General features: G+C 64.7%; 25 protein-coding genes. 5 read left to right on the plus strand and 20 right to left on the minus strand.

The genetic code is table 11. From position 1 onward, the window contains the following. Positions 1-12 precede the first annotated feature (12 nt). The 9 genes from ABJO18_RS14250 to glyA are packed head-to-tail and all read right to left on the minus strand — an operon-like array spanning position 13 to position 6,673. Complete coding sequence (locus ABJO18_RS14250) at positions 13-549, minus strand: hypothetical protein (RefSeq protein WP_348507420.1); 537 nt, start codon at positions 547-549, stop codon at positions 13-15. 39 nt (positions 550-588) lie between these two features. Then, entirely contained in the window at positions 589-1,551 is a 963-nt protein-coding gene (gene thiL, locus ABJO18_RS14255; protein ID WP_348507421.1) for a thiamine-phosphate kinase, read from the minus strand. 2 nt (positions 1,552-1,553) lie between these two features. Further along, positions 1,554-2,042: a transcription antitermination factor NusB gene (gene nusB, locus ABJO18_RS14260; protein ID WP_291889762.1), complete on the minus strand. Its 489-nt coding sequence runs from the start codon at positions 2,040-2,042 to the stop codon at positions 1,554-1,556. Continuing rightward, positions 2,039-2,470 carry a 6,7-dimethyl-8-ribityllumazine synthase gene (gene ribH, locus ABJO18_RS14265; RefSeq protein WP_291889764.1) on the minus strand — a complete coding sequence of 144 codons (432 nt, stop codon included), beginning with the start codon at positions 2,468-2,470 and terminating at the stop codon, positions 2,039-2,041. Before ribH ends, nusB begins: the two co-directional genes overlap by 4 nt. A 3-nt stretch (positions 2,471-2,473) precedes the next feature. Continuing rightward, on the minus strand, positions 2,474-3,595 hold the full coding sequence (gene ribB / locus ABJO18_RS14270; RefSeq protein WP_348507422.1) for a 3,4-dihydroxy-2-butanone-4-phosphate synthase: 1,122 nt from the start codon (positions 3,593-3,595) through the stop codon (positions 2,474-2,476). After that, the gene (locus ABJO18_RS14275) at positions 3,592-4,203 is read right to left on the minus strand and encodes a riboflavin synthase (RefSeq protein ID WP_348507423.1); all 612 of its coding nucleotides are present in this window, start codon (positions 4,201-4,203) and stop codon (positions 3,592-3,594) included. Before ABJO18_RS14275 ends, ribB begins: the two co-directional genes overlap by 4 nt. Beyond that, the gene (locus tag ABJO18_RS14280; RefSeq protein ID WP_348507424.1) at positions 4,203-4,874 is read right to left on the minus strand and encodes a RibD family protein; all 672 of its coding nucleotides are present in this window, start codon (positions 4,872-4,874) and stop codon (positions 4,203-4,205) included. The genes ABJO18_RS14275 and ABJO18_RS14280 overlap by 1 nt, the downstream gene beginning before the upstream one ends. Continuing rightward, positions 4,871-5,356: a transcriptional regulator NrdR gene (gene nrdR, locus ABJO18_RS14285; protein WP_291889773.1), complete on the minus strand. Its 486-nt coding sequence runs from the start codon at positions 5,354-5,356 to the stop codon at positions 4,871-4,873. Before nrdR ends, ABJO18_RS14280 begins: the two co-directional genes overlap by 4 nt. Positions 5,357-5,365: 9 nt before the next feature. Continuing rightward, on the minus strand, positions 5,366-6,673 hold the full coding sequence (glyA, locus tag ABJO18_RS14290) for a serine hydroxymethyltransferase (protein WP_348507425.1): 1,308 nt from the start codon (positions 6,671-6,673) through the stop codon (positions 5,366-5,368). 266 nt (positions 6,674-6,939) lie between these two features. On the opposite strand from glyA, the gene ABJO18_RS14295 reads away from it, so the two are divergent. Continuing rightward, positions 6,940-7,362: a MucR family transcriptional regulator gene (locus tag ABJO18_RS14295; RefSeq protein ID WP_271186537.1), complete on the plus strand. Its 423-nt coding sequence runs from the start codon at positions 6,940-6,942 to the stop codon at positions 7,360-7,362. Positions 7,363-7,377: 15 nt separating this feature from the next. Here the strand turns inward: ABJO18_RS14295 and ABJO18_RS14300 are convergent, their stop codons facing one another. The 7 genes from ABJO18_RS14300 to ABJO18_RS14330 all read right to left on the minus strand — a co-directional run bounded on the left by ABJO18_RS14300 (position 7,378) and on the right by ABJO18_RS14330 (position 13,413). Next, positions 7,378-7,605, minus strand: a complete 228-nt coding sequence (locus ABJO18_RS14300) for a hypothetical protein (RefSeq protein ID WP_291889778.1) — start codon at positions 7,603-7,605, stop codon at positions 7,378-7,380. Between the two features lie 30 nt (positions 7,606-7,635). Then, positions 7,636-8,862 carry a 5-aminolevulinate synthase gene (hemA, locus tag ABJO18_RS14305; RefSeq protein ID WP_348507426.1) on the minus strand — a complete coding sequence of 409 codons (1,227 nt, stop codon included), beginning with the start codon at positions 8,860-8,862 and terminating at the stop codon, positions 7,636-7,638. A gap of 223 nt (positions 8,863-9,085) precedes the next feature. Continuing rightward, positions 9,086-9,577, minus strand: a complete 492-nt coding sequence (locus ABJO18_RS14310) for a MarR family transcriptional regulator (protein WP_271186534.1) — start codon at positions 9,575-9,577, stop codon at positions 9,086-9,088. Between the two features lie 164 nt (positions 9,578-9,741). After that, positions 9,742-10,632 (minus strand): 3-hydroxyisobutyrate dehydrogenase, encoded by an 891-nt coding sequence (mmsB, locus tag ABJO18_RS14315; RefSeq protein WP_348507427.1) that lies wholly within the window; start codon positions 10,630-10,632, stop codon positions 9,742-9,744. 38 nt (positions 10,633-10,670) lie between these two features. After that, the gene (locus ABJO18_RS14320; protein ID WP_348507428.1) at positions 10,671-11,735 is read right to left on the minus strand and encodes an enoyl-CoA hydratase/isomerase family protein; all 1,065 of its coding nucleotides are present in this window, start codon (positions 11,733-11,735) and stop codon (positions 10,671-10,673) included. Between the two features lie 79 nt (positions 11,736-11,814). Then, positions 11,815-12,057, minus strand: a complete 243-nt coding sequence (locus ABJO18_RS14325; protein WP_348507429.1) for a hypothetical protein — start codon at positions 12,055-12,057, stop codon at positions 11,815-11,817. A gap of 219 nt (positions 12,058-12,276) precedes the next feature. Beyond that, positions 12,277-13,413 carry an isobutyryl-CoA dehydrogenase gene (locus tag ABJO18_RS14330; protein WP_348507430.1) on the minus strand — a complete coding sequence of 379 codons (1,137 nt, stop codon included), beginning with the start codon at positions 13,411-13,413 and terminating at the stop codon, positions 12,277-12,279. 155 nt (positions 13,414-13,568) lie between these two features. On the opposite strand from ABJO18_RS14330, the gene hemB reads away from it, so the two are divergent. The 4 genes from hemB to ABJO18_RS14350 all read left to right on the plus strand — a co-directional run bounded on the left by hemB (position 13,569) and on the right by ABJO18_RS14350 (position 16,733). Further along, positions 13,569-14,549, plus strand: a complete 981-nt coding sequence (gene hemB, locus ABJO18_RS14335) for a porphobilinogen synthase (protein ID WP_348507431.1) — start codon at positions 13,569-13,571, stop codon at positions 14,547-14,549. 59 nt (positions 14,550-14,608) lie between these two features. Beyond that, entirely contained in the window at positions 14,609-14,998 is a 390-nt protein-coding gene (locus ABJO18_RS14340) for a hypothetical protein (protein WP_348507432.1), read from the plus strand. Between the two features lie 98 nt (positions 14,999-15,096). After that, positions 15,097-16,251: a PLP-dependent transferase gene (locus ABJO18_RS14345; RefSeq protein ID WP_348515977.1), complete on the plus strand. Its 1,155-nt coding sequence runs from the start codon at positions 15,097-15,099 to the stop codon at positions 16,249-16,251. 149 nt (positions 16,252-16,400) lie between these two features. Then, positions 16,401-16,733, plus strand: a complete 333-nt coding sequence (locus ABJO18_RS14350) for a hypothetical protein (RefSeq protein ID WP_348506792.1) — start codon at positions 16,401-16,403, stop codon at positions 16,731-16,733. A 93-nt stretch (positions 16,734-16,826) separates the two neighbouring features. On the opposite strand, the gene ABJO18_RS14355 is transcribed toward ABJO18_RS14350, so the two are convergent. Genes ABJO18_RS14355 through ABJO18_RS14370 form a run of 4 tightly spaced genes read right to left on the minus strand, consistent with a single transcriptional unit; the run spans position 16,827 to position 19,884 of the window. Beyond that, entirely contained in the window at positions 16,827-17,456 is a 630-nt protein-coding gene (locus tag ABJO18_RS14355; protein WP_348506793.1) for a trimeric intracellular cation channel family protein, read from the minus strand. Then, the gene (locus ABJO18_RS14360; protein WP_348506794.1) at positions 17,453-18,499 is read right to left on the minus strand and encodes a TIGR00341 family protein; all 1,047 of its coding nucleotides are present in this window, start codon (positions 18,497-18,499) and stop codon (positions 17,453-17,455) included. The genes ABJO18_RS14355 and ABJO18_RS14360 overlap by 4 nt, the downstream gene beginning before the upstream one ends. 6 nt (positions 18,500-18,505) lie before the next feature. Next, entirely contained in the window at positions 18,506-19,024 is a 519-nt protein-coding gene (locus ABJO18_RS14365; protein ID WP_348506795.1) for a hypothetical protein, read from the minus strand. Then, a complete protein-coding gene (locus tag ABJO18_RS14370; protein WP_348506796.1) occupies positions 19,021-19,884 on the minus strand; it encodes an NAD(P)-dependent oxidoreductase in 864 nt (287 codons plus the stop codon). The genes ABJO18_RS14365 and ABJO18_RS14370 overlap by 4 nt, the downstream gene beginning before the upstream one ends. Positions 19,885-19,900: the final 16 nt, after the last annotated feature.

Consider the following 19,900-nt stretch of genomic DNA (forward strand, 5'->3'; position numbering starts at 1 on the left):
TGCGAAGGGGATTTAGCGCATCAGAAGGCGCGTGTCGGAGCTGCGAATCTCGATGTGGTCGATCGCGTCGGCGCCATACTGCTCGCGCAGCACCTCGGACCAGACCTCTTCGGCCCGGGAAATGTCCAGCTGCTGGCCGTCCGCCCGGCTGACCGGGATGCGGTAGGCGGCCCGCACGAGGGCATCCAGCGCATAGTGCGCATTCTCCTGCATCGACCAGACATTCTGGCCGTCCGCCGCACGCACCCGCACATGGACATAGGCAAAGCCCGTCAGACGTCCGTCACGCGACAGGGGGGCGACGAGAGCCGGCAGGTTGAAGGCGCGCGGATCGTCGTCCACCTCGTCTTCATCGCTTTCATGGCTGGCGCCATGCTCATCTTCGTTTTCGGCAGACCGGTTGAACACAAGCAGAAAGCGGTTGCCATTGCCGCCGCCGGAGGATCCGTGACCGCCATTGCCGCCACCACCCCCGCCGCCTCCGCCCCCGAGGGCGAAGGCCCCGGATTGCAGGGCAAGGCTCAGGATCGCGGCAAGCAGAAGGCGCATGGGATCAGCTCCAATCACCGCCACCCTGCCAGAAACGCATCAAAAATGCGTAAATCCGGCCCGGCCAATTGTCACGGGTTCGCCATCGGGGGCCAGACAGGTCACGCCCTCGCCCGCCACAGCGCGGCCGATCCGCGTTACCGGTGCATCCAGCGACAGCGCCTCCACCTCGGTCCGGCGCGAGGCCGGTGCGGTGAAGAGAAGCTCGTAATCGTCGCCGCCGCTCAGCAAGCGGCCCAGACCGCCCTCGCCGCCTGCATCGAGCCAGGCCTGCGCCGGCACCGACAGCGGAACCCGATCCGCGGATATCTCGAGCGCCAGCCCGCTCGCTTCGGCGATATGGGCAGCGTCGGCGAGAAGACCGTCCGAAATGTCGATCGCGGAGGTCGCAATCCCCCTGAGGGCCAGACCGGCCGCCAGCCGCGGCATGGGATGCGTGTAGCGCGAGACCAGCTCCGCCGGAGCGCCGGTTTCCCCCTCCAGAGACGCCAGTCCAAGCACCGCATCGCCGATCGTGCCCGTCACCCAGACATCATCGCCCGCAATAGCACCGGAACGTAGCAGCGATGTCCCATCTGTGACGCATCCAAGGAGCGTCAATGTCACCGTCATGGGGCCGGGTGTGGACGTGGTGTCGCCGCCCAGGAGCACCAGACCGAACCGGTCCTGCTCTTCCGCCAGCGCCGCCACGAAGTCATCCCGCCAGCGCGGCTCGATCCCGCGCGGCCAGCTCAGCGCACTGAGATAGCCCAGCGGTTCGGCGCCCATGGCGGCAAGGTCGGACACGTTCGAGCGCATGGCGCGCGCAGCCGCGACAGCGGCGCCGTCGTCCAAGCGAAAATGCACGCCCGCGACCAGCGTGTCGCAGGCCAGCACCAGCTGCTGTCCTGCAGGCACATCCAGCACGGCAGCATCGTCACGCAGGCCGAGCGCTGCCGCATGGTTCCGGGTCAGCGGTTCCAGGCGTGTCCGGATGAAATCGAACTCGCCGCCGGACGCCATGATCAGAATTCGTCCGGACGCGCCTGACGGGCACAGCGGTCGAGTGCTGCATTGACGAATTTCGGCTCGGAGCCCTCGAAAAAGGCATTGGCAACATCGACATACTCGTCGATCACCACACGCGCCGGCACGTCCTTGCGCTGGAAAAGCTCATAACCGGCCACGCGCAGGATGGCACGCACCGTGGCGTCCAGCCGCTCCATGCGCCAGCCATCAGCCAGCAGGCCATCGATCGCGGGATCGACCACGGCCTGGCGCTCCACGACACCGGACACGAGCGAGTCGAAGAAATCCTCATCGGCCTCGACGAATTCCTCGCCTTCGCCGGCTGCACCGAAACGGTGATCGCGGAATTCACGGATGACCGTGCTGGCACCCCGCCCGCCGATTTCCATCTGGTACAGCGCCTGAACGGCGGCCAGACGGGCCGCACGGCGCAGACGGGCGCGGGCCTCGGACGGCGTTTCCTTGGATTTTTGCGGTGCGCTCATTTCGAACTCCCGAAGCGGTCGCGCAGCGCGATCAGCGCCAGGGCCGCATTCGCTGCGTCCGCACCCTTATTCTTGTCGACGGCCCGCTTGAGGGCCTGGGCACGGTTCTCGACGGTCAGGATACCATTTCCGGCGATGACACCGTTGAGATTCAGCTCCATCAGACCACGCGCGCTTTCGGTGCACACATAATCATAATGCGTCGTCTCGCCCCGAATGACACAGCCCAGGGCGACATAACCGTCAAAATCCGCCTCGGCGATCTCGGCCTGGACAATGGCGCCCGGGATTTCCAGCGCACCGGGAACCTCGACCAGCTCGGCCGTGGCGCCGGCAGCCTCGGCGGCCCCTTTGGCGCCCTTGATCAGGGCGTCGGCAATATCGCGGTAGAAAGTCCCCGCGACGATCAGGAGTTTGGGGGCGCTCATGCGCTAGTCCTCCGGAAAATGGCGCTCTTCGCGCACGCTCAGCCCGTAGCCCTCAAGGCCGACAATCGTGTGCGGCTTGGTGGAGAGCAGGATCATTTCTTTCACGCCCAGGTCCAGCAGGATCTGCGCACCAACGCCATACTCGCGCAGGCGCTGGGCCTCGCGCTCATCATCCGCCTTCACGGGCTTGGCGCCCAGGCGTTCCATGATCGCGGTGTGGGAGGTCTCGCGGATGAAGACCATCACCGACGGGCCCTCGGCAGTCGCGATCGCACGGATACCGGCCTCGACCAATTCGCCGCGCGGGCCTTCCTCGTGCAGCACGTCGTCCACGAAAGAGACCTTGTGCATGCGCACCGTGGTCGGCTGGGCGTGGGAAGGCTCGCCCTTCACCAGCGCGACGTGCTCGGCGCCATCGATCGTGTTGCGGAAGACGATCAGCTTCAGCGGACCGCCATGCCGGCTGGTAAAGCCGGTCTCCAGGCGGCGCTCGATGAAACGGTCATTGCGGCGGCGATAGGCGATCAGGTCGGCAATCGTACCGATCTTCAGCCCGTGCAGCTGGGCAAAGGCGACGAGGTCGGGCAGGCGCGCCATCGTGCCGTCTTCATTCATGATCTCGCAGATCACACCCGCCGATCCCGCGCCCGCAAGGCGGGCGACATCGACAGAGGCCTCGGTGTGGCCGGCCCGGACCAGAACCCCGCCATCGCGCGCCACCAGCGGGAAGACGTGTCCCGGTGTCGCGATATCGTCGGCGCCCTTGGACGGGTCGGTCGCGACCTCGATGGTGCGGGCGCGGTCATGCGCTGAAATGCCGGTGGTGACCCCTTCGCGCGCTTCGATGGACGTCGTGAAGGCCGTCTGGTGGCGCGAGCGATTGTCCGACGCCATCAGCTTGAGACCGAGATGTGCGATCCGTTCCTGGTCCATCGCCAGGCAGATCAGGCCACGGCCGTGCTTGGCCATGAAGTTGATCGCGTCCGGCGTTGCGAACTTGGCAGGAATAACGAGGTCGCCCTCGTTCTCGCGGTCCTCCGCATCGACCAGGATGAACATCCGGCCATTGCGGGCGTCCTCGATGATGTCCTCGATCGGGGACAGGGGAATATCGCTCTCGCTCACGCGGGGGTCTCCGAAAACTCGTTCAGGCGCGCGGCGTAGCGCGCCATCGTGTCGACCTCAAGATTGACGCGCGCGTCTTTTTGCAGCGCACCGAGCGTCGTGACCTCGGCGGTGTGCGGAATAATCATCAGATCGAAGGTCGTGCGGGTGACTTCATTGACGGTCAGGGAGACGCCATCGACCGTAATCGATCCCTTTTTCGCGATGAATTTGTTGAGGTTTTCCGGCGGCTCAATCGTGAAGACCAGCCATTCGCCCTCCTCGCGCCGTTCGACCACGCGGCCGACACCGTCCACATGTCCTGTCACGAGATGTCCGCCCAGCTCGTCACCCATTTTCAGTGCGCGCTCCAGATTGACCGTTCCGCCTTCACTCCAGGCGCTCAGCGTCGTCAGGCGCAGGGTCTCCGGCGAAACCTCGACCGTGTACCAGCCGCCCTCGCCCCATTCGCCCTTGTCGACCACGGTCAGACAAACACCGGCATGGGCGATAGATGCGCCCATATCGATCGTGTCCGGCTTCCAGGGCGCCTCGATATCGAAGCGGCGCACCTCATTGCCGGTTATGCTTCGGATACGGCCCTTGGCCGTGACGATACCGGTGAACATCAGCGGATCCGTTCGTAGCTTTCCTGCAGGTCGGCCCCGCGTTCGCGGATACCGGTGCGCTTGAAGATGGGGGCCGCCTCCAGCGTCTCAAGGCCAAGCGCTGCGACGACCGGCAGACCGTCACCGCCCAGAACCACCGGCGCACGGAACCATTCGATCCGGTCGACCAGATCCGCCGCGATGGCCGACGCAGCGATCTGCGCGCCGGCCTCGATCATCACCGATGTGAAACCGCCATGAGAGATAGCGGCAACAACTGACGGCCTCCCATGTTTTTCCTGTACCCGCCAGAGATCAGCGCCCGCGAGTTCCAACTCCTGCGCAACTCTTCCTTCTCGTTCGGACGAAGCGACATGAAATATGTTCACAGACCGGCACTGCGGCTTGGCGAGAACCCTTGATCCAACAGGCGTCCTCAAATCGCTGTCCAGTATGAGAAGTTCCGGCTGACGGTCACAGCCGCCTTCCGGCCGCGCAGTGAGCCGCGGATTGTCGGCGAGAATGGTGCCGATACCGGTCAGGATCGCCTCATGCGCCGCGCGCATGCGGTGGACCTCGGCGCGGCTCTCGGGGCCTGTGATCCATTGCGAGGCGCCATTGGCCAAAGCAATCCGCCCGTCCAGCGAGGTTGCCAGTTTCAGGGTGACACGCGGACGCGCCGCGCCGGTCATTCGTCGTCGTCAGCCGACGCGCCCTTGCTGGCGGTCAGATGCTCGTCGGTGATGAATTCGCGGAAGTCCTCGACCTTGTGGAAGTCCTTGTAGACCGAGGCATAACGGACATAGGCCACCGCATCGAGCCCTTTCAGGCCCTCCATCACCAGCTCGCCGACCCGGTCGGAGGTGACATCGGTCTCGCCCGTCGACTCAAGACGCCGGACAATGCCCGAAATCATCTGGTCGATCCGGTCCGGTTCGATATTCCGCTTCTGCATCGCCAGCTGGATAGACCGGTTCAACTTCTCGCGGTCGAACGGCACGCGCCGGCCCGACTTCTTGAGCACGGTCAGCTCGCGCAGCTGCACGCGCTCGAACGTGGTGAAACGGGCCGCGCAGGACGGACACTGGCGACGGCGACGGATGGCATTCCCGTCCTCTGCAGGACGGGAATCCTTAACCTGTGTATCGGGATGACCGCAAAAAGGACAACGCATCCGTGCAGTTTAGGCCAGTTCAGGGTAGATGGGGAAGCGTGCGGTCAGTGCTTTGACTTCTTCGCGCACAGCGGCCTCGATTTCGGGATCGCCGTCCGGATTGTCGACCAGCGCGTCGAGCACCCGCACCATCATCTGACCGATCTGGGTGAACTCGGCCTCGCCAAAGCCGCGCGTGGTGCCAGCCGGCGAGCCGACACGCAGGCCGGATGTGACGGTCGGCTTTTCCGGATCGAAGGGCACGCCATTCTTGTTGCAGGTGATATAGGCCCGCTCCAACGCCTGTTCGGCGGTATTGCCCTTCAAGCCCTTGGGACGCAGATCGACCAGCGCCAGATGGCTGTCCGTGCCGCCGGAGACGATGGCATAGCCGCCATCGATGATCGCCTGGGCCATGGCCCGGCAATTGACGATGACCTGGCTCGCATAATCCTTGAAGTCCGGCTGCAGCGCCTCGCCAAAGGCCACGGCCTTGCCGGCGATGACATGCATCAGCGGGCCGCCCTGAAGGCCCGGGAAGATCGCGGAATTGATTTTCTTGGCCAGCGCTTCGTCATTGGTCAGGATCATGCCGCCGCGCGGACCGCGCAGCGTCTTGTGCGTCGTCGTGGTGACAACATGGGCATGCGGCATCGGGTTGGGATAGCTGCCCCCGGCGACCAGACCGGCAAAGTGCGCCATATCGACCATGAGATAGGCACCGACCTCGTCGGCAATGCTGCGGAACGCGGCGAAATCGATCTCGCGCGGATAGGCTGAACCGCCCGCCACGATCAGCTGCGGCTTGACCTCATTGGCCTGCTCGCGCAGCGCGTCGTAATCGATCCGGGCATCCTCTTCGCGCACGCCATAGGCATGGGCCTCGAACCATTTCCCCGACAGGTTGGGGCGCGCGCCATGGGTCAGGTGGCCGCCGGCATCCAGCGACATGCCCAGGATCTTGTCGCCCGGCTTGAGCAGGGCGAGGAAGACACCCTGATTGGCCTGGCTGCCGGAATTCGGCTGGACGTTGACATAAGCCGCACCGAACAGCGCCTTGGCGCGCTCGATGGCCAGGGTCTCGACCACATCGACATGCTCGCAGCCGCCATAATAGCGGCGCCCGGGATAGCCCTCGGCATACTTGTTGGTCAGCGGCGAGCCCTGTGCTTCCAGCACGGCACGCGAGACGATGTTCTCGGAGGCGATCAGCTCGATCTGCTGTTGCTGGCGCTGAATCTCGGCGTGGATCGCATGGGCCACTTCACGGTCGGATTCGACGATGGAGCGGGAAAAGAACGGGGTGTTGGCGCCCGTTTCGGCCTGATTGTCCGGCATGACGACTCCTTACTCGGCTGCCCCGTGTGATAAGGCCCGCTCCCGTGCGATACAAGCCGGGTTTTTCTGCCGTGCAGCTCGGATTTCCCGCAATCGTCTCAATTTGAGATTATTTGAGAGTGCTGTCGCCAACTGCTCCGCCGCAAATGAAATTTGATGCTTGAGCTTGAACTTCACATTGCCACATAATATCCAACGCCCATCGATAATTTGAATCGGGTCACTATTCCGGCCCGGCCGTCCCCCGAACGTTTGAAGGTTTGATCATGGCAGATGACAATTTCCCCGAAATCGACAAGGAAGAACTCCTGCGCATGACGACGGACGTCGTCGCCTCCTATCTGTCCCATAACTCCATGCCGGCCGAGCATGTGCCCGATCTGATCAAGTCGGTGCACGCGACCATGAAGGACGTGTCGGAAACGACGGTCAAACAGGAGCCGAAGACGAAGCCGGCCGTGGCCGTTTCGAAATCGGTGAGCGACGACTACATCGTCTGCCTGGAAGACGGCAAGAAGCTGAAAATGCTGAAGCGCTATCTGCGCTCGCAGTACAACATGTCGCCGGACGATTATCGCCGCAAATGGAACCTGCCGTCGGATTACCCGATGGTCGCCCCGGCCTATTCCCGCAAGCGTTCGCAGTTTGCCAAGGATATCGGCCTGGGACGCGGCAAGAAGGACGGCTGATCTTCCGTTCGGATATCACACACGAATACCACGGCCGGACCCTGTGTCCGGCCGTTTTTTGTTGTCTGCATTGCGTGAGAGTTTCCACTCGACCTTCGCGCGGGCGAGCGCATCGATCTCTTCGCGCGGCGTGTTGCGGGGAACCTGGAAGACGAGTTCCTCACCCGTCTCCGCATCGATTGCGGCGACCCGAAGCGCCTGCCCGATCGCGATCACCTCGATATAGATTTCACGACCGGACATCGCCGCTCCAGAATGACCGCCGCCGGATTGTCAGGCGCGGGCCACCCCGGTCTGTTCCGACGCGCGCTGCCAGACATCGTCCAGCGCCTCGATCAACGTGTCGAACATTGCGTCCGTGTGCAAGGGCGTCGGCGTCAGGCGCAGCCGCTCCGTGCCCCGCGGCACGGTGGGATAGTTGATCGGCTGGACATAGATGCCGTGATCGTCGAGCAGCATGTCCGAGATGCGCTTGCACAGAACCGGATCGCCAACATGCACCGGCACGATATGGGTGACGGAGCTTTCCAGCACCGGGAAGCCGGCGCCGTTGAGGCGGGCCTTCAGCGTGGCAGCGCGTTCCTGGTGCTGTTCGCGCAGGTGATGCGATGATTTGAGGTATTCGACACTGGCGCGCGCGCCCGCAGCCAGGGCCGGCGGCAGTGCCGTGGTGAAGATGAAGCCCGGTGCCATCGAGCGGATCGCATCGCAGATCGCCCCGTCGGCCGCGATATAACCGCCCATCACGCCAAAGGCCTTGCCCAGCGTGCCTTCGATGATGTCGACGCGATCCATGAGACCGTCGCGTTCGGCAATGCCGGCACCGCGCAGGCCGTAGAGACCCACCGCATGCACTTCATCGAGATAGGTCAGGGCGTTGTATTTTTCGGCCAGGTCACAGACCGCCTCGATCGGACCGATATCGCCATCCATCGAGTAGACCGACTCGAAAGCGATGACTTTCGGCGCATCGGCCGGCGCTGCGGCCAGCAATTCTTCCAGATGCGCGACGTCATTATGGCGCCAGATCCGCTTCTCGCAGCGCGCCCCCTTCACACCCTCGATCATCGAGGCGTGATTGAGTTCGTCGGAGAACATGATCAGGCCCGGCAGGATCTTGCCCAGGGTCGACAGCGTCGCCTCATTGGCAATGTAGCCCGAGGTGAAGAGCAGCGCGCCATCCTTGCGGTGCAGGTCGGCCAGCGAACGCTCAAGCTCGACATGATAATGTGTCGTGCCGGAGATATTGCGGGTACCGCCGGCGCCGGACCCGACATCGTCGATCGCCTTCTTCATCGACTCGACGACGCAGGGCACCTGGCCCATGCCGAGATAATCGTTGGAGCACCACACCGTCACATCGCGCACATCGCCACCCGGCGAGCGCCAGCGTGCAACGGGGAATTCGCCCTTCCGACGGAGCAGATCGGCAAACACCCGGTAGCGGCCTTCCGCCTTGACCCGGCGGACCGCGTCCGCGAAGGCGTTCTGATAGTTCATGGGCGGTGCCTTTCTTGATTCTGCAGCCGGAACAGGCCTCGGATCGGGTTTTAGAGGGATTGTTTCCCGATCGCGACAGGACAGAGCGCCGCACCTCAGCAAAATTTCACAACAGGCGCCGCACAGCCCTGTTATAGCTGCATCATAACTGACACTTAGGCACAAAGAAAAGGCGCGGTTTCCGGCAAACCGCGCCTTGATCCTGGTCAGAGACAGTCACTGCCTACATGCGGAACCGGATGTGATCGGCCCAGAAGCGTTCAATACGGGTCAGCGCCGTATTCACCGCCGGCAACTGGTCCACCTCAACGCCGCCGACCGGCGACAGCGCCGTGCCCTGGCGGGCGAACAGCGTGTTCAGCCGGGCGCGCACGGCGTGACCGGTCTCGGTCAGGCTGACGCGGACCGAACGACGGTCGACTTCAGAGCGCTCGTGGCGGATATAGCCCGCATCGACGAGCTTCTTGAGATTGTAGGAGACGTTGGAGCCGAGATAGTGGCCGCGCGTACGCAGTTCGCCGGCGGTCAGTTCCTGGTCACCGATATTGAAGAGCAACAGCGCCTGGACCGAGTTCAGATCGTCCAGACCCTCGCGGTCGAGCTCATCCTTCACAACATCCAGGAGCTGCCGGTGCAGGCGCTCCACGAGTTGAAGAAGCTCGAGATATTCCATGTTCGGCGCCGCATCCGGCGCCATGTTTTCTGCCATGACCATTTGACCACTCCACCCGATCTTTTTCGATCTTGTGGGTGAACCCTAGCGGCAAAGGGCAAAAATCCCCTTAACGGGATACAATCCGTTGCGGACGGCGGCTGCCGACTTCTTGCGAAGACGCCGGCAGGCCTTGGGAAATCCTCTCGGCCGAAACCGCCCGCCGGCTATTCGCCCCAGCTACCGTCGAGCAGTTTGTAGATTCCGGAGAAGTCCGACGCGCCGCCGCCGAGATTGTCGAACATGGCGTAGAGCGCTTCGGCCTGGGCACCCAGCGGCGTGGTCGCACCGGCGGTCTGGGCGGCATCCTGGGCCAGTTTGAGATCCTTCAGCATCATCGCCGTGGCAAAGCCCGGCTTGTAGCCATTGTTTGCCGGCGTGGTCGGGATCGGCCCCGGCACCGGGCAATAGCTGGTCATCGACCAGGACTGGCCGGACGCCTTGGACGAGATGTCGAAGAACTTCTGCGCATCCAGACCCAGCTTGTCGGCGAGCGCAAAGGCTTCGCACGTGCCGATCATGGTGATGGCCAGCAGCATGTTGTTGCAGATCTTGGCCGCCTGCCCGGCGCCCAGATCGCCCGCGCGCAGCACCGCCTTGCCCATCGCGTCCAGGAAGACTTCGGCCGCGGCAAAATCGGCTTCCGATCCGCCGACCATGAAAGTCAGCGTGCCGCCCTGGGCGGCGGCCACACCGCCGGAAACCGGCGCGTCGACAAAGCGGAAGCCTTTCTCCACCGCCAGCCCGCCGACATGGCGCGCACTGGCAACGTCGATGGTCGAGCAGTCCATGAACAGCGTGCCGGGCGCAGCAGACCCGAAAATCTCGCCTTCATAAACCGCGCGCACATGCTTGCCCGCCGGCAGCATCGTCACCACGGCTTCCGCCGCCGCAACCGCTTCGGCAGCCGACGCAGCGGCGCTGGCGCCGCTGTTCACAGCGTGAGCGACGGCATCAGCGCTGAGATCGAAGGCCAGAACCTCATGTCCGGCCTTCACCAGATTGGCCGCCATGCCCGATCCCATGTTTCCAAGACCGATAAAGGCAATCTTCGCCATCACTGCTTCTCCCGTGGAATTGTCTCGTTGGACCGGCGCTATTCGCCGAGGAATGTCATTTCATGATCGCTGTCGAGCGGCGCGAAGGCTTTTTCGATCGCCGCATCGTCAACCTCGGCGACCGTGGCCGGCGACCATTTCGGTGCGTGATCCTTGTCGATGATCACGGCGCGCACGCCTTCGTAGAAATCCGTCCCCGTCAGGCACCAGCTGGACACGCGCAGATCCTGGCGCATCACGTCCTCGAAGCTGAGATCCCCGCCCTTGCGCAGGCAGGCCAGGGTCAGCTTCAGCGCCGTCGGCGACTTGCCGGCGATGATCTGGGCCTGCTTGGCCGACCAGCTGTCGCCCGCGCCCTCGATCCGCGCCACGATGTCCTCGACCCGGTCGCCGGCAAAAGCCGCATCAATCAGGCCGCGCGTATGCGCCAGCTCGCTGTCGCCGGGATCGCCGGAAAATTCCTCCAGCAGAACTTCCAGCGCGTCCTCGTCGGACAGGTCCGCCGTCTCCAGCGCCGCGATCAGCGCGTCGGTCTGGCCGGAGGGACAGTAATGCGTCGCCAGGCCCGCCGCGATGCAGTCCGGCGCCTTCAGGCGCGCGCCGGTCAGGCCCATCCAGGTGCCGATCTCGCCGGCCAGACGCGGCAGGAAATAGGCGCCGCCGACATCCGGGTGAAAGCCGATCCCGGTTTCCGGCATGGCGAACATTGTGCGGTCACCGGCAACCCGGTGCGAGCCATGCACCGACACGCCGACACCGCCGCCCATCGTGATGCCGTCGATCAGGGCGACATAAGGCTTGGGATAGTGATGGATCAGCGTGTTGAGCCGGTATTCGTCGCGCCAGAACAGCCAGGCCCGGTCGTCGCCGGCCTTGCCCGAATTGTGCAGCTGGAGAATGTCGCCGCCGGCGCAGAAGCCCTTCTCGCCGGCCCCGTCGACCACGACCGCCTTCACGCTGTCATCGTCCTGCCAGGCCTCCATCGCCTCGATCATGGCGAGGCACATGCCATGGGTCAGCGCATTGAGCGCCTTGGGACGGTTCAGCGTGATACGGCCCACCTGGCCGGTCTTGCGGGCAATGATTTCCGGTTCGTCGGTCATGGGCGCAGGCCTCTTTGTCTTACTCACTGATGCGCTGTTTAGGCCGGGCGCCGCCGGCATCCAAGACCGCGTCTGCGGCCTATTCGGTGTCGCCGTAGAATTCGCGCATCACCCAGTCGCCATCCTTCCATTCCGGCTCCAGGGCCGCGAACACCAGGCCGACCCAGCCAAAGCGCGGATCGTTGGATTCCTTGGCCAGCGCCTCGTCGTGCTGCAGCGGCACCCAGCAGACCAGGTCGCCGGCATCCAGCCCCTTCTCCGGCGCGCCGATGGTGCGCGAGAAGACGATGAAACCGCCATCCTCGGACGCCACTCTCAGCATCACATTGGCATTGCCGTCGCTGTCGAAGGCGAGCGGTGCGTCCGAGCCGAACTCGCTGCGCGCATCCAGAATGATGGCCGGCAGCGGCTGCTCCGGCGCAAGAACGGTATTCAGCTCGCTACAAGCCGCCTGGAAGGCAGCCTCACTGGTCTCGAAGGCCCGGTTCGACAGGCCCGGCGGTGTTTCCTCGGCGATGATACTCTCCTGCTTCAGCTCGGCCTATTTCAGCTCATCTTTCGCGATGATGACGCGCATGATCTCGTTCGTGCCCTCCAGGATCTGGTGGACGCGCAGGTCACGCACGATCCGCTCGAGCGGATAGTCCTTGAGGTAGCCGTAGCCGCCATGCAGCTGCAAGGCCTGATTGGCGACATCGAAACAGGTGTCCGTCGCGAACCGCTTGGCCATGGCGCAATACTTGGCCGCCGACGGATCGCCGGCATCAACCGAGGCCGCCGCGCGATAGAGCATCAGGCGCGAAGCCTCCAGCTCGGTCGCCATGTCGGCCAGCTTGAACTGGGTCACCTGGAATTGCGCCAGCTCGCGGCCGAACTGCTTGCGGGTTCCGACATACTCCTTGGCGACCTCGAACGCCTCGGTCGCGCCGCCCAGGGAACAGGCGCCGATATTGATGCGGCCGCCATTGAGCCCCTTCATCGCCAGGGTGAAACCCATACCTTCTTCGGCGAGCAGGTTTTCCGCCGGCACGCGGCAATCCTCGAAGTTGACGATGCGCGTCGGCTGGGCATTCCAGCCCATTTTCTTCTCGTTGGCCCCGAAGGAGAGGCCCGGCGTGTCCTTTTCCACCACGATGGTGGAAATCCCCTTGGGCCCCTCGCCGCCCGTGCGGCACATGACAACGTAATAGTCCGACGTGCCGGCGCCGGAGATGAAGGCCTTGGCGCCGTTGAGCACATAATGGTCGCCGTCGCGCACGGCCTTGGTCTTGAGACTGGCCGCATCCGAGCCCGCACCCGGTTCGGTGAGGCAATAGGAGGCGATCTTCTCCATCGTCATCATCTGCGGCAGGAAGCGCTGGCGCTGATCCTCCTTGCCCCAGGTGTCGATCATCCAGGCGCACATGTTGTGGATCGACAGGAAGGCCGCCGTGGCAACACAGCCGCGCGACAATTCCTCGAAAATGAGTGCGGCATCGAGACGCGTCAGATTGGAGCCGCCGACATCCTCGTGCGTGTAGATACCGGCAAAGCCGAGCTCGGCCGCCTCGCGCATCACCTCGACGGGGAAGTGTTTTTCCTCGTCCCAGCGGGCCGCATTGGGCTTGAGACGGTCTTCGGCGAATTTTCTCGCCATGTCGCGAATGAGGGTCTGATCTTCTGTGAGAGCGAAATGCACCGCAGCGCTCCTGTTGCTTATATGGTCCTGTGGAGACAAATTTTGCCGAAGCGATCTGGAACGGAGCCGTAACGCGGGCTGACGCGCGCGGCAAGTTCGATAACGCACACCCCGGCCGTCATCGCGGCCTCTGATGACAAGGACACGCGCCCGCCATGTACCCGTCCACCCGCCTTCGCCGTACCCGCCAGGCCGACTGGTCGCGCCGCCTCGTGCGCCAGAATACCCTGACAGTGAACGATCTGATCTGGTCCGTCGTGGTGTCCGACACGGCCGATCCGGTCGAACCGGTAATGGCGATGCCGGGTATCGACCGCCTGTCGCTTTCCGCACTGGCGAAGGCGGCGAAGGAAGCGCAGGATCTGGGCATTCCGGCGATGGCGATCTTCCCGCACATCGATCCGGCCAGGAAGGATGATTCCGGTTCCGAGGCCCTCAATCCGGACGGTCTGGTGCCCAATGCGATCCGCACGATCAAGGACGCCGCGCCCAATGTCGGCGTGATCTGCGATGTCGCGCTCGACCCCTTCACCACGCACGGCCATGACGGTGTGCTCGACGGCGACCGTATCGCCAATGACGCCACCGTCGAACAGCTCGTCGCCCAGGCCCTGGTGCAGGCAGAGGCCGGCTGCGATGTCATCGCCCCGTCCGACATGATGGATGGCCGCATCGGCACAATCCGTGACGCGCTGGAGGCCGACGGCCATCACGACACGATGATCCTCTCCTATGCCGCCAAATACGCCTCCGGCTTCTACGGCCCCTATCGCGAGGCGATCGGCTCGGCGGCGGCCCTGAAGGGCGACAAGCAGACCTACCAGATGGATCCGGCCAATCGCGACGAGGCGATCCGCGAGGTCGAGCTGGACATCGCCGAGGGCGCCGACATGGTGATGGTCAAGCCCGGCCTGCCCTATCTCGACATCGTCCGCGCCCTCTCCGACACCTTCCCCGTGCCCGTCTACGCCTTCCAGGTCTCCGGCGAATACGCCATGATCGAGGCCGCCGCTGCCAATGCCTGGATCGACGGCGAACGCGTGATGATGGAAAGCCTGCTCGCCTTCAAGCGCGCGGGCGCCGCGGGAATCATCACCTATTTCGCACCGCGGGCGGCGCGGGTGCTGAACGGATAGCCACCAAGGGACATGTACCTTTGGTACGTGTCCCTGATTGAGCTAGAGAGGTTGCCTGCATGAGCTGGGGGACAATCACCTGTCTGGATTGCGGGCACAAGTTCGACTCTGAAACCGCCGAACTGAAAGCTCTGCGAAAGATCCAGGGGCCGGTCGGATCCCCGGCTCCGCCCTTTTTTTGGCATTCGGAAATCTCGGCTGTGGACCCGATCCCGCTATGCCCCGAATGCGGGCTCGCGCAACGGGAAGCACGCTGGCCCGCGTCATTCCTGCTGGTTCCGCTTGCCTTGTTGTGGATGACGGGACTGGCCGCGGCTGTAGCCGCCAGTTCCGAAAAGGTTCCGCTATCCGTGGTGATGTATGGGGTCTGGTTCAGCATCGGCCTGACGGGCGCCGGCCTGGTGGCCAGCCTTGTCGCCCACGCAATTGCCAAACCTGTGCGCTGCTAGGCAGGCGAGCCGGCACTGCCCCTTTCAGCCTTTGACCTCGAACGCGGTCTGCGGCATGCCCGTATCCTGACGGCGACAGCTTTACCGGGACGTGCCTGATGACTTCCTCCACCCGCGAAACCCGCACCGTGCAGGCCATGCACGCGATCGACAGCCTGACCGGGGCGGTCATTCCGCCGCTGCACACGTCGACGACCTATGCGCGCGATGCCGAGAATGCGCTGATCGGGACGCAGGACTATCGCCGGCCGGAAGGACCGACCGAGCAGCAGGCAGCGCAGGTGCTCGCCATGCTGGATGGCGGGGCGGATGCACGGCTGTTTTCCTCGGGCATGGCGGCGATCGCGGCGGTGCTGGAAAGCGTGCCCACGGGCGGGCATGTCGTCGCCCAGACCGAGATGTATTACGGCGCGCGGGGCCTCTTGCAGCGGGCACTGGCGAAAAAGCGGATCACGCTGAACCTGGTGATGCCGGGCGATCTGGATGCCCTCACCGCTGCGGCCCGGCCCGCCACCGACCTGATCTGGATCGAGACGCCCGCGAACCCGTCCTGGGCGGTTGTCGACATCGCCAAGGCGGCCGATATCGCCCATGCCGTCGGCGCCACGCTGGCGGTGGACTCGACCTGCGCCCCGCCCTGCACCACGCGTCCGCTGGAGCTGGGTGCGGATATCGTCATGCACTCGGCGACCAAATACCTCAACGGCCATTCCGACGTGCTTGCCGGCGCGCTGGTGACCCGCAAGACCGACACCCGCTGGGACGAGATCTGCGAGGTCCACAACAAGACCGGCGCCATTCCCGGCGCCTTCGAGACCTGGCTCCTGCTGCGCGGCATGCGCACCCTGCACGTGCGCTATGCCCGCCAGAGCGGGACCGCGCTGTGGCTGGCCGAACGGCTGGCCGCCGATACACGGCTTGCGGCCGTGCACTATCCCGGACTTCCCGGCCATCCCGGTCACGATGTGGCGCGACGCCAGATGACGGGCGGGTATGGCGGCATGCTGTCGGTGGAACTGGCCGGCGGCTTCGAGGCGGCGCGGCGCTTCGCGGCAGCGACGAAAGTCTTCATCCAGGCGACTTCGCTGGGCGGGGTGGAAAGCCTGATCGAGCACCGCAAACCCGTCGAGGGGGCCGACAGCCCGGTGCCCGACGCGCTGGTACGCCTGTCGGTCGGGCTGGAGACACCGGCCGACCTGCTCGCTGATGTCGATCAGGCGCTCGCTGCGGCTGCGGCCACCGGCAAAAAGTAGCTAATCGCCACCTTTATTGCACTAGACCCCAGTACTCCACACGTTTTTCGACGCCTCTATTGTCGAATCTGAAAATATTTGCCTACGCTGCAGGCGTTCTGTTGTGGTTCGTGTACGCGTTACTCAAGAAAAGTAATGGGGAGATCCACATGTCACTCGACAAGATCGTCTGGGCCGTCGCGGCCATTGCCGCCATCGTCTTCGCCTTCATATCCGGCTTCGAATGGGGCGGGCTGATACTGGCCCTGCTGGGTCTGGCCAGCGGCTTCTTCATCAAGGGAGAGCACCGCCGCGCCGTGATCCTGGCGGCCATTTTCCTGATCGCCGGCGGGGCCGGCGCGCTCGGCGCCATACCGACGGCGGGCGAGTATCTCACGGCCATTTTCACCAATTACGGCGCCGTCCTGTCGGCGGCGTCTCTCATGGTGATCGTCATGGCGACCGCCGAACGCCTCGTGCCGGGCATGCCCGCACAGTCGTAGACAAACTCAGCGCCGCCGCGCCCGGTCCGGATCTCGCCCCGGACTGCATCGCGGCGGCGCCTTTCGTCCGTATCCGGCCTCGCCGCGAATTGCCTATTCGCTGATCCGCACGGCAGGCAGCGACCATTTGAACCGGATCGCACAGCCGCGCAGGATCAATGCAAGAGCCGCCGACCCCAGTGTCACGGCGCTGGGATTGAGACCCAGGGCCAGCCCCGCCACATAGGCCGCCGCGCCGGCCATGGCCGCGAGGGCGTAGATGTCCTCGCGCAGCACCAGCGGCACGTCATTGACGATGATATCACGCAGGAGGCCGCCAAAAGCCGCACTCATCATCCCGGTGAGGATGGCGATGGTCCAGTGCGCCCCGGCCGCCAGCCCGGCCTCGGCCCCGATCACGCAGAAGACGGAAAGACCGATCGCGTCGGCCCAGATCAGGGCGGCGCGGCGGGTGGCGATGGCCTGCGCCCAGGGCGAGGTGAAATAACCCAGCAGCGCGCCGCCGACGGCGACCGCGAGATAGTTCGGCTCGGCGATCCAGTAGACCGGCAATTGTCCCAAGAGCACATCGCGCAGCGTGCCGCCGCCCATCCCCGTCACCGCGCCGACGATGGCTGCACCGAACGGGTCGAGCGCCTTGCGTGCCGCCAGCATGCCGCCGGAATAGGCGAAGAAGGCGATGCCGCCATAATCCAGCAGGGTGAACAGGAATTCGACATTCATGATCCCGCTCCTGTCGCCTCGGGAAGCGCCGGCACGACCGGCACCCCCTCGCCTGTCTCGACCGTCAGCAGCACCGCCAGCCCCGTCAGGGCGACGATCAGCACGGCCCAGACCGCCAGATTGATATAGACCGACCGCGTCGCCGAGCGGCGCTCGAGCCAGGTGCGCGGCCTTATCCCCTTGTAGAAGAAAACCAGCAGCGCGGCGAGATTGACGCTGACCACATTGATCGCCAGCAGGAGGCCGGCGCGCAGGGCGAGTTCGGTCTCGCCGGCGCCCAGCAGCAGCCCCGCCGTCGCCGCCGGCGGCAACAGCGCTACGGCGACCATCACGCCCACCAGGGTGGAGGACAGTCCCGTCGCGATCGACAGCGCTGCCGCAGCCCCCGAAGCCAGGGCAAGCACGGTGGAATCGAGCCCGACAACCGTGCGGCCGGAGAGTTCTTCCGACGTCAGATCCGCCCCGAACGCCAGACCGATCAGGGCTGACAGCGCCATGCCGAAGGCCAGGCCCACCAGCGCCGTGCGTGCCGAACGGGCCATCAGCTCCAGATCGCCCAGCGCCGAAGCAAAGGAGAAGGCGAGGATCGGGCCCAGCAAGGGTGCGATCACCATGGCGCCGATCACCACGGCGACATTGTCGGCGGACAGGCCGAACACGGCGACGATGGTGGATAACAGGGTCAGGAGCAGGAAGTCGCGATGCAGTTTCGCGCCGCCCGCCACGTCCTGGTAGAGCTCCTCGCGCAGGGCGATGAATTTGCGGCGCGCAGAAGCCTCGACCAGTTTCGCCGCCGGCTTGGGCAGGCTGGCCTCGACCGGCAGCACGACCAGGCGCCAGTCTTCCAAACCGTCCATCAGCCCGTTGATCGCATCGATCGCGGCCTGTCCCTCGCCATCGCCGAAGACCAGACGCAGCACACGCCGGCCGCGCGAAGTGGGCTCGCTCAGCACGGTATCGAGCGGTTCGGCCCGCTCGCTCGCCGCCATCAAGCGTTCAACGAGGGCCGCATCGTCCCGGAAGCTCAGCTCGATCAGACGCATCCCGGCTCACACCTTGCCGCGCCGACGCGCAATCATCTCGCGGCGCGCATGCTCGAACTCCAGCAGGTCGGCCAGATCGCGCGCCCGCCAGGCCGCCCCCATCATCATCAGGCTGAACACCATCCACACACCCAGGATACCGATCAGCGTATCGATGCGTTCGAAGCCGATCCGCAGCCAGAAATCCGGCTCGATCTCGGAAATGCCGAACACGGCGGCAACCGGGACGGAGACCAGGAGCAGGGTCGTGGTGCGAAAGACCCGCTCGACACGGTGCGCATTGAGCGCAGCATAGGTTTTAAGGAATTCGACCTGGGCATCGTCCAGCCCGCCCAGCAGGCCCAGCCCGACCTTCCAGTGCACCGCCCGCGTCAGCGGCGTCAGCTGGTCATTGGCCATCTGCGACAGGGATCGCCGGGTGAAACCGGCCAGCAGCATGCGCCAGGTCGCGAACAGCGAGGTCAGGCGTTTCCACACGCCCATCGCGACCGGATCTGTACGGATCAGCTCCCCCTCATCGCTCACAGGTCACGCTCCAGCCGCGCGATCAGCGAGGAGGTGTCCCAGCGATTGCCGCCCATGGCCTGCACATCGGCATAGAACTGGTCGACCAGCGCCGCCACTGGCAGGCGCGCGCCATTGCGGCGGGCTTCTTCCAGTGTGATGCGAAGATCCTTGCGCATCCAGTCGATGGCAAAGCCGAAATCGAACTCGTCCTTCACCATGGTCGGCCAGCGATTCTCCATCTGCCAGGATTGCGCTGCGCCCTTGGAGATCGCGCCGATCACCAGTGCCGGGTCCAGCCCCGAGCGCTTGGCGAAGTGCAGCCCCTCGGACAGGCCCTGGACAATGCCGGCGATGCATATCTGGTTGACCATCTTGCACAATTGCCCGGCACCGGCCGGGCCGATCAGCGAGCTTGCCTTGGCATAGGCATCCATCACCGGTTCGGCACGCGCGAACGTGTCGGCCTCGCCGCCGCACATGATGGTCAGCTGGCCGTTTTCCGCTCCCGCCTGGCCACCGGAGACCGGGGCATCGAGAAAACCCAGACCGGCATCGCGGGCCGCCTGGTCCAGCTCCCGCGCCAGCTCGGCCGAGGCCGTGGTGTGGTCGACCAGCACCGCGCCCGGCTTCATCGCCGGGATCGCCTTTTCGGCCACGGCACGCACATCCGGATCATCGCCCAGGCAGGCAAAGACGAAATCCGCATCCGCAACAGCCGCCTCGACCGAGGGTGCGGAGACGCCGCCATGCTCGGCCGCCCATTGCTCCATCTTCGCCGCGGTGCGGTTCCAGACGACGACATCATGGCCGGCTCCGGCGAGGTGACCCGCCATCGGATAGCCCATCACTCCCAGACCGAGAAACGTGCAGCGCGCCATGAAGCTCTCCCCTTTG

This window comes from Maricaulis sp. (genome assembly GCF_039978735.1).
GTDB lineage: Bacteria > Pseudomonadota > Alphaproteobacteria > Caulobacterales > Maricaulaceae > Maricaulis.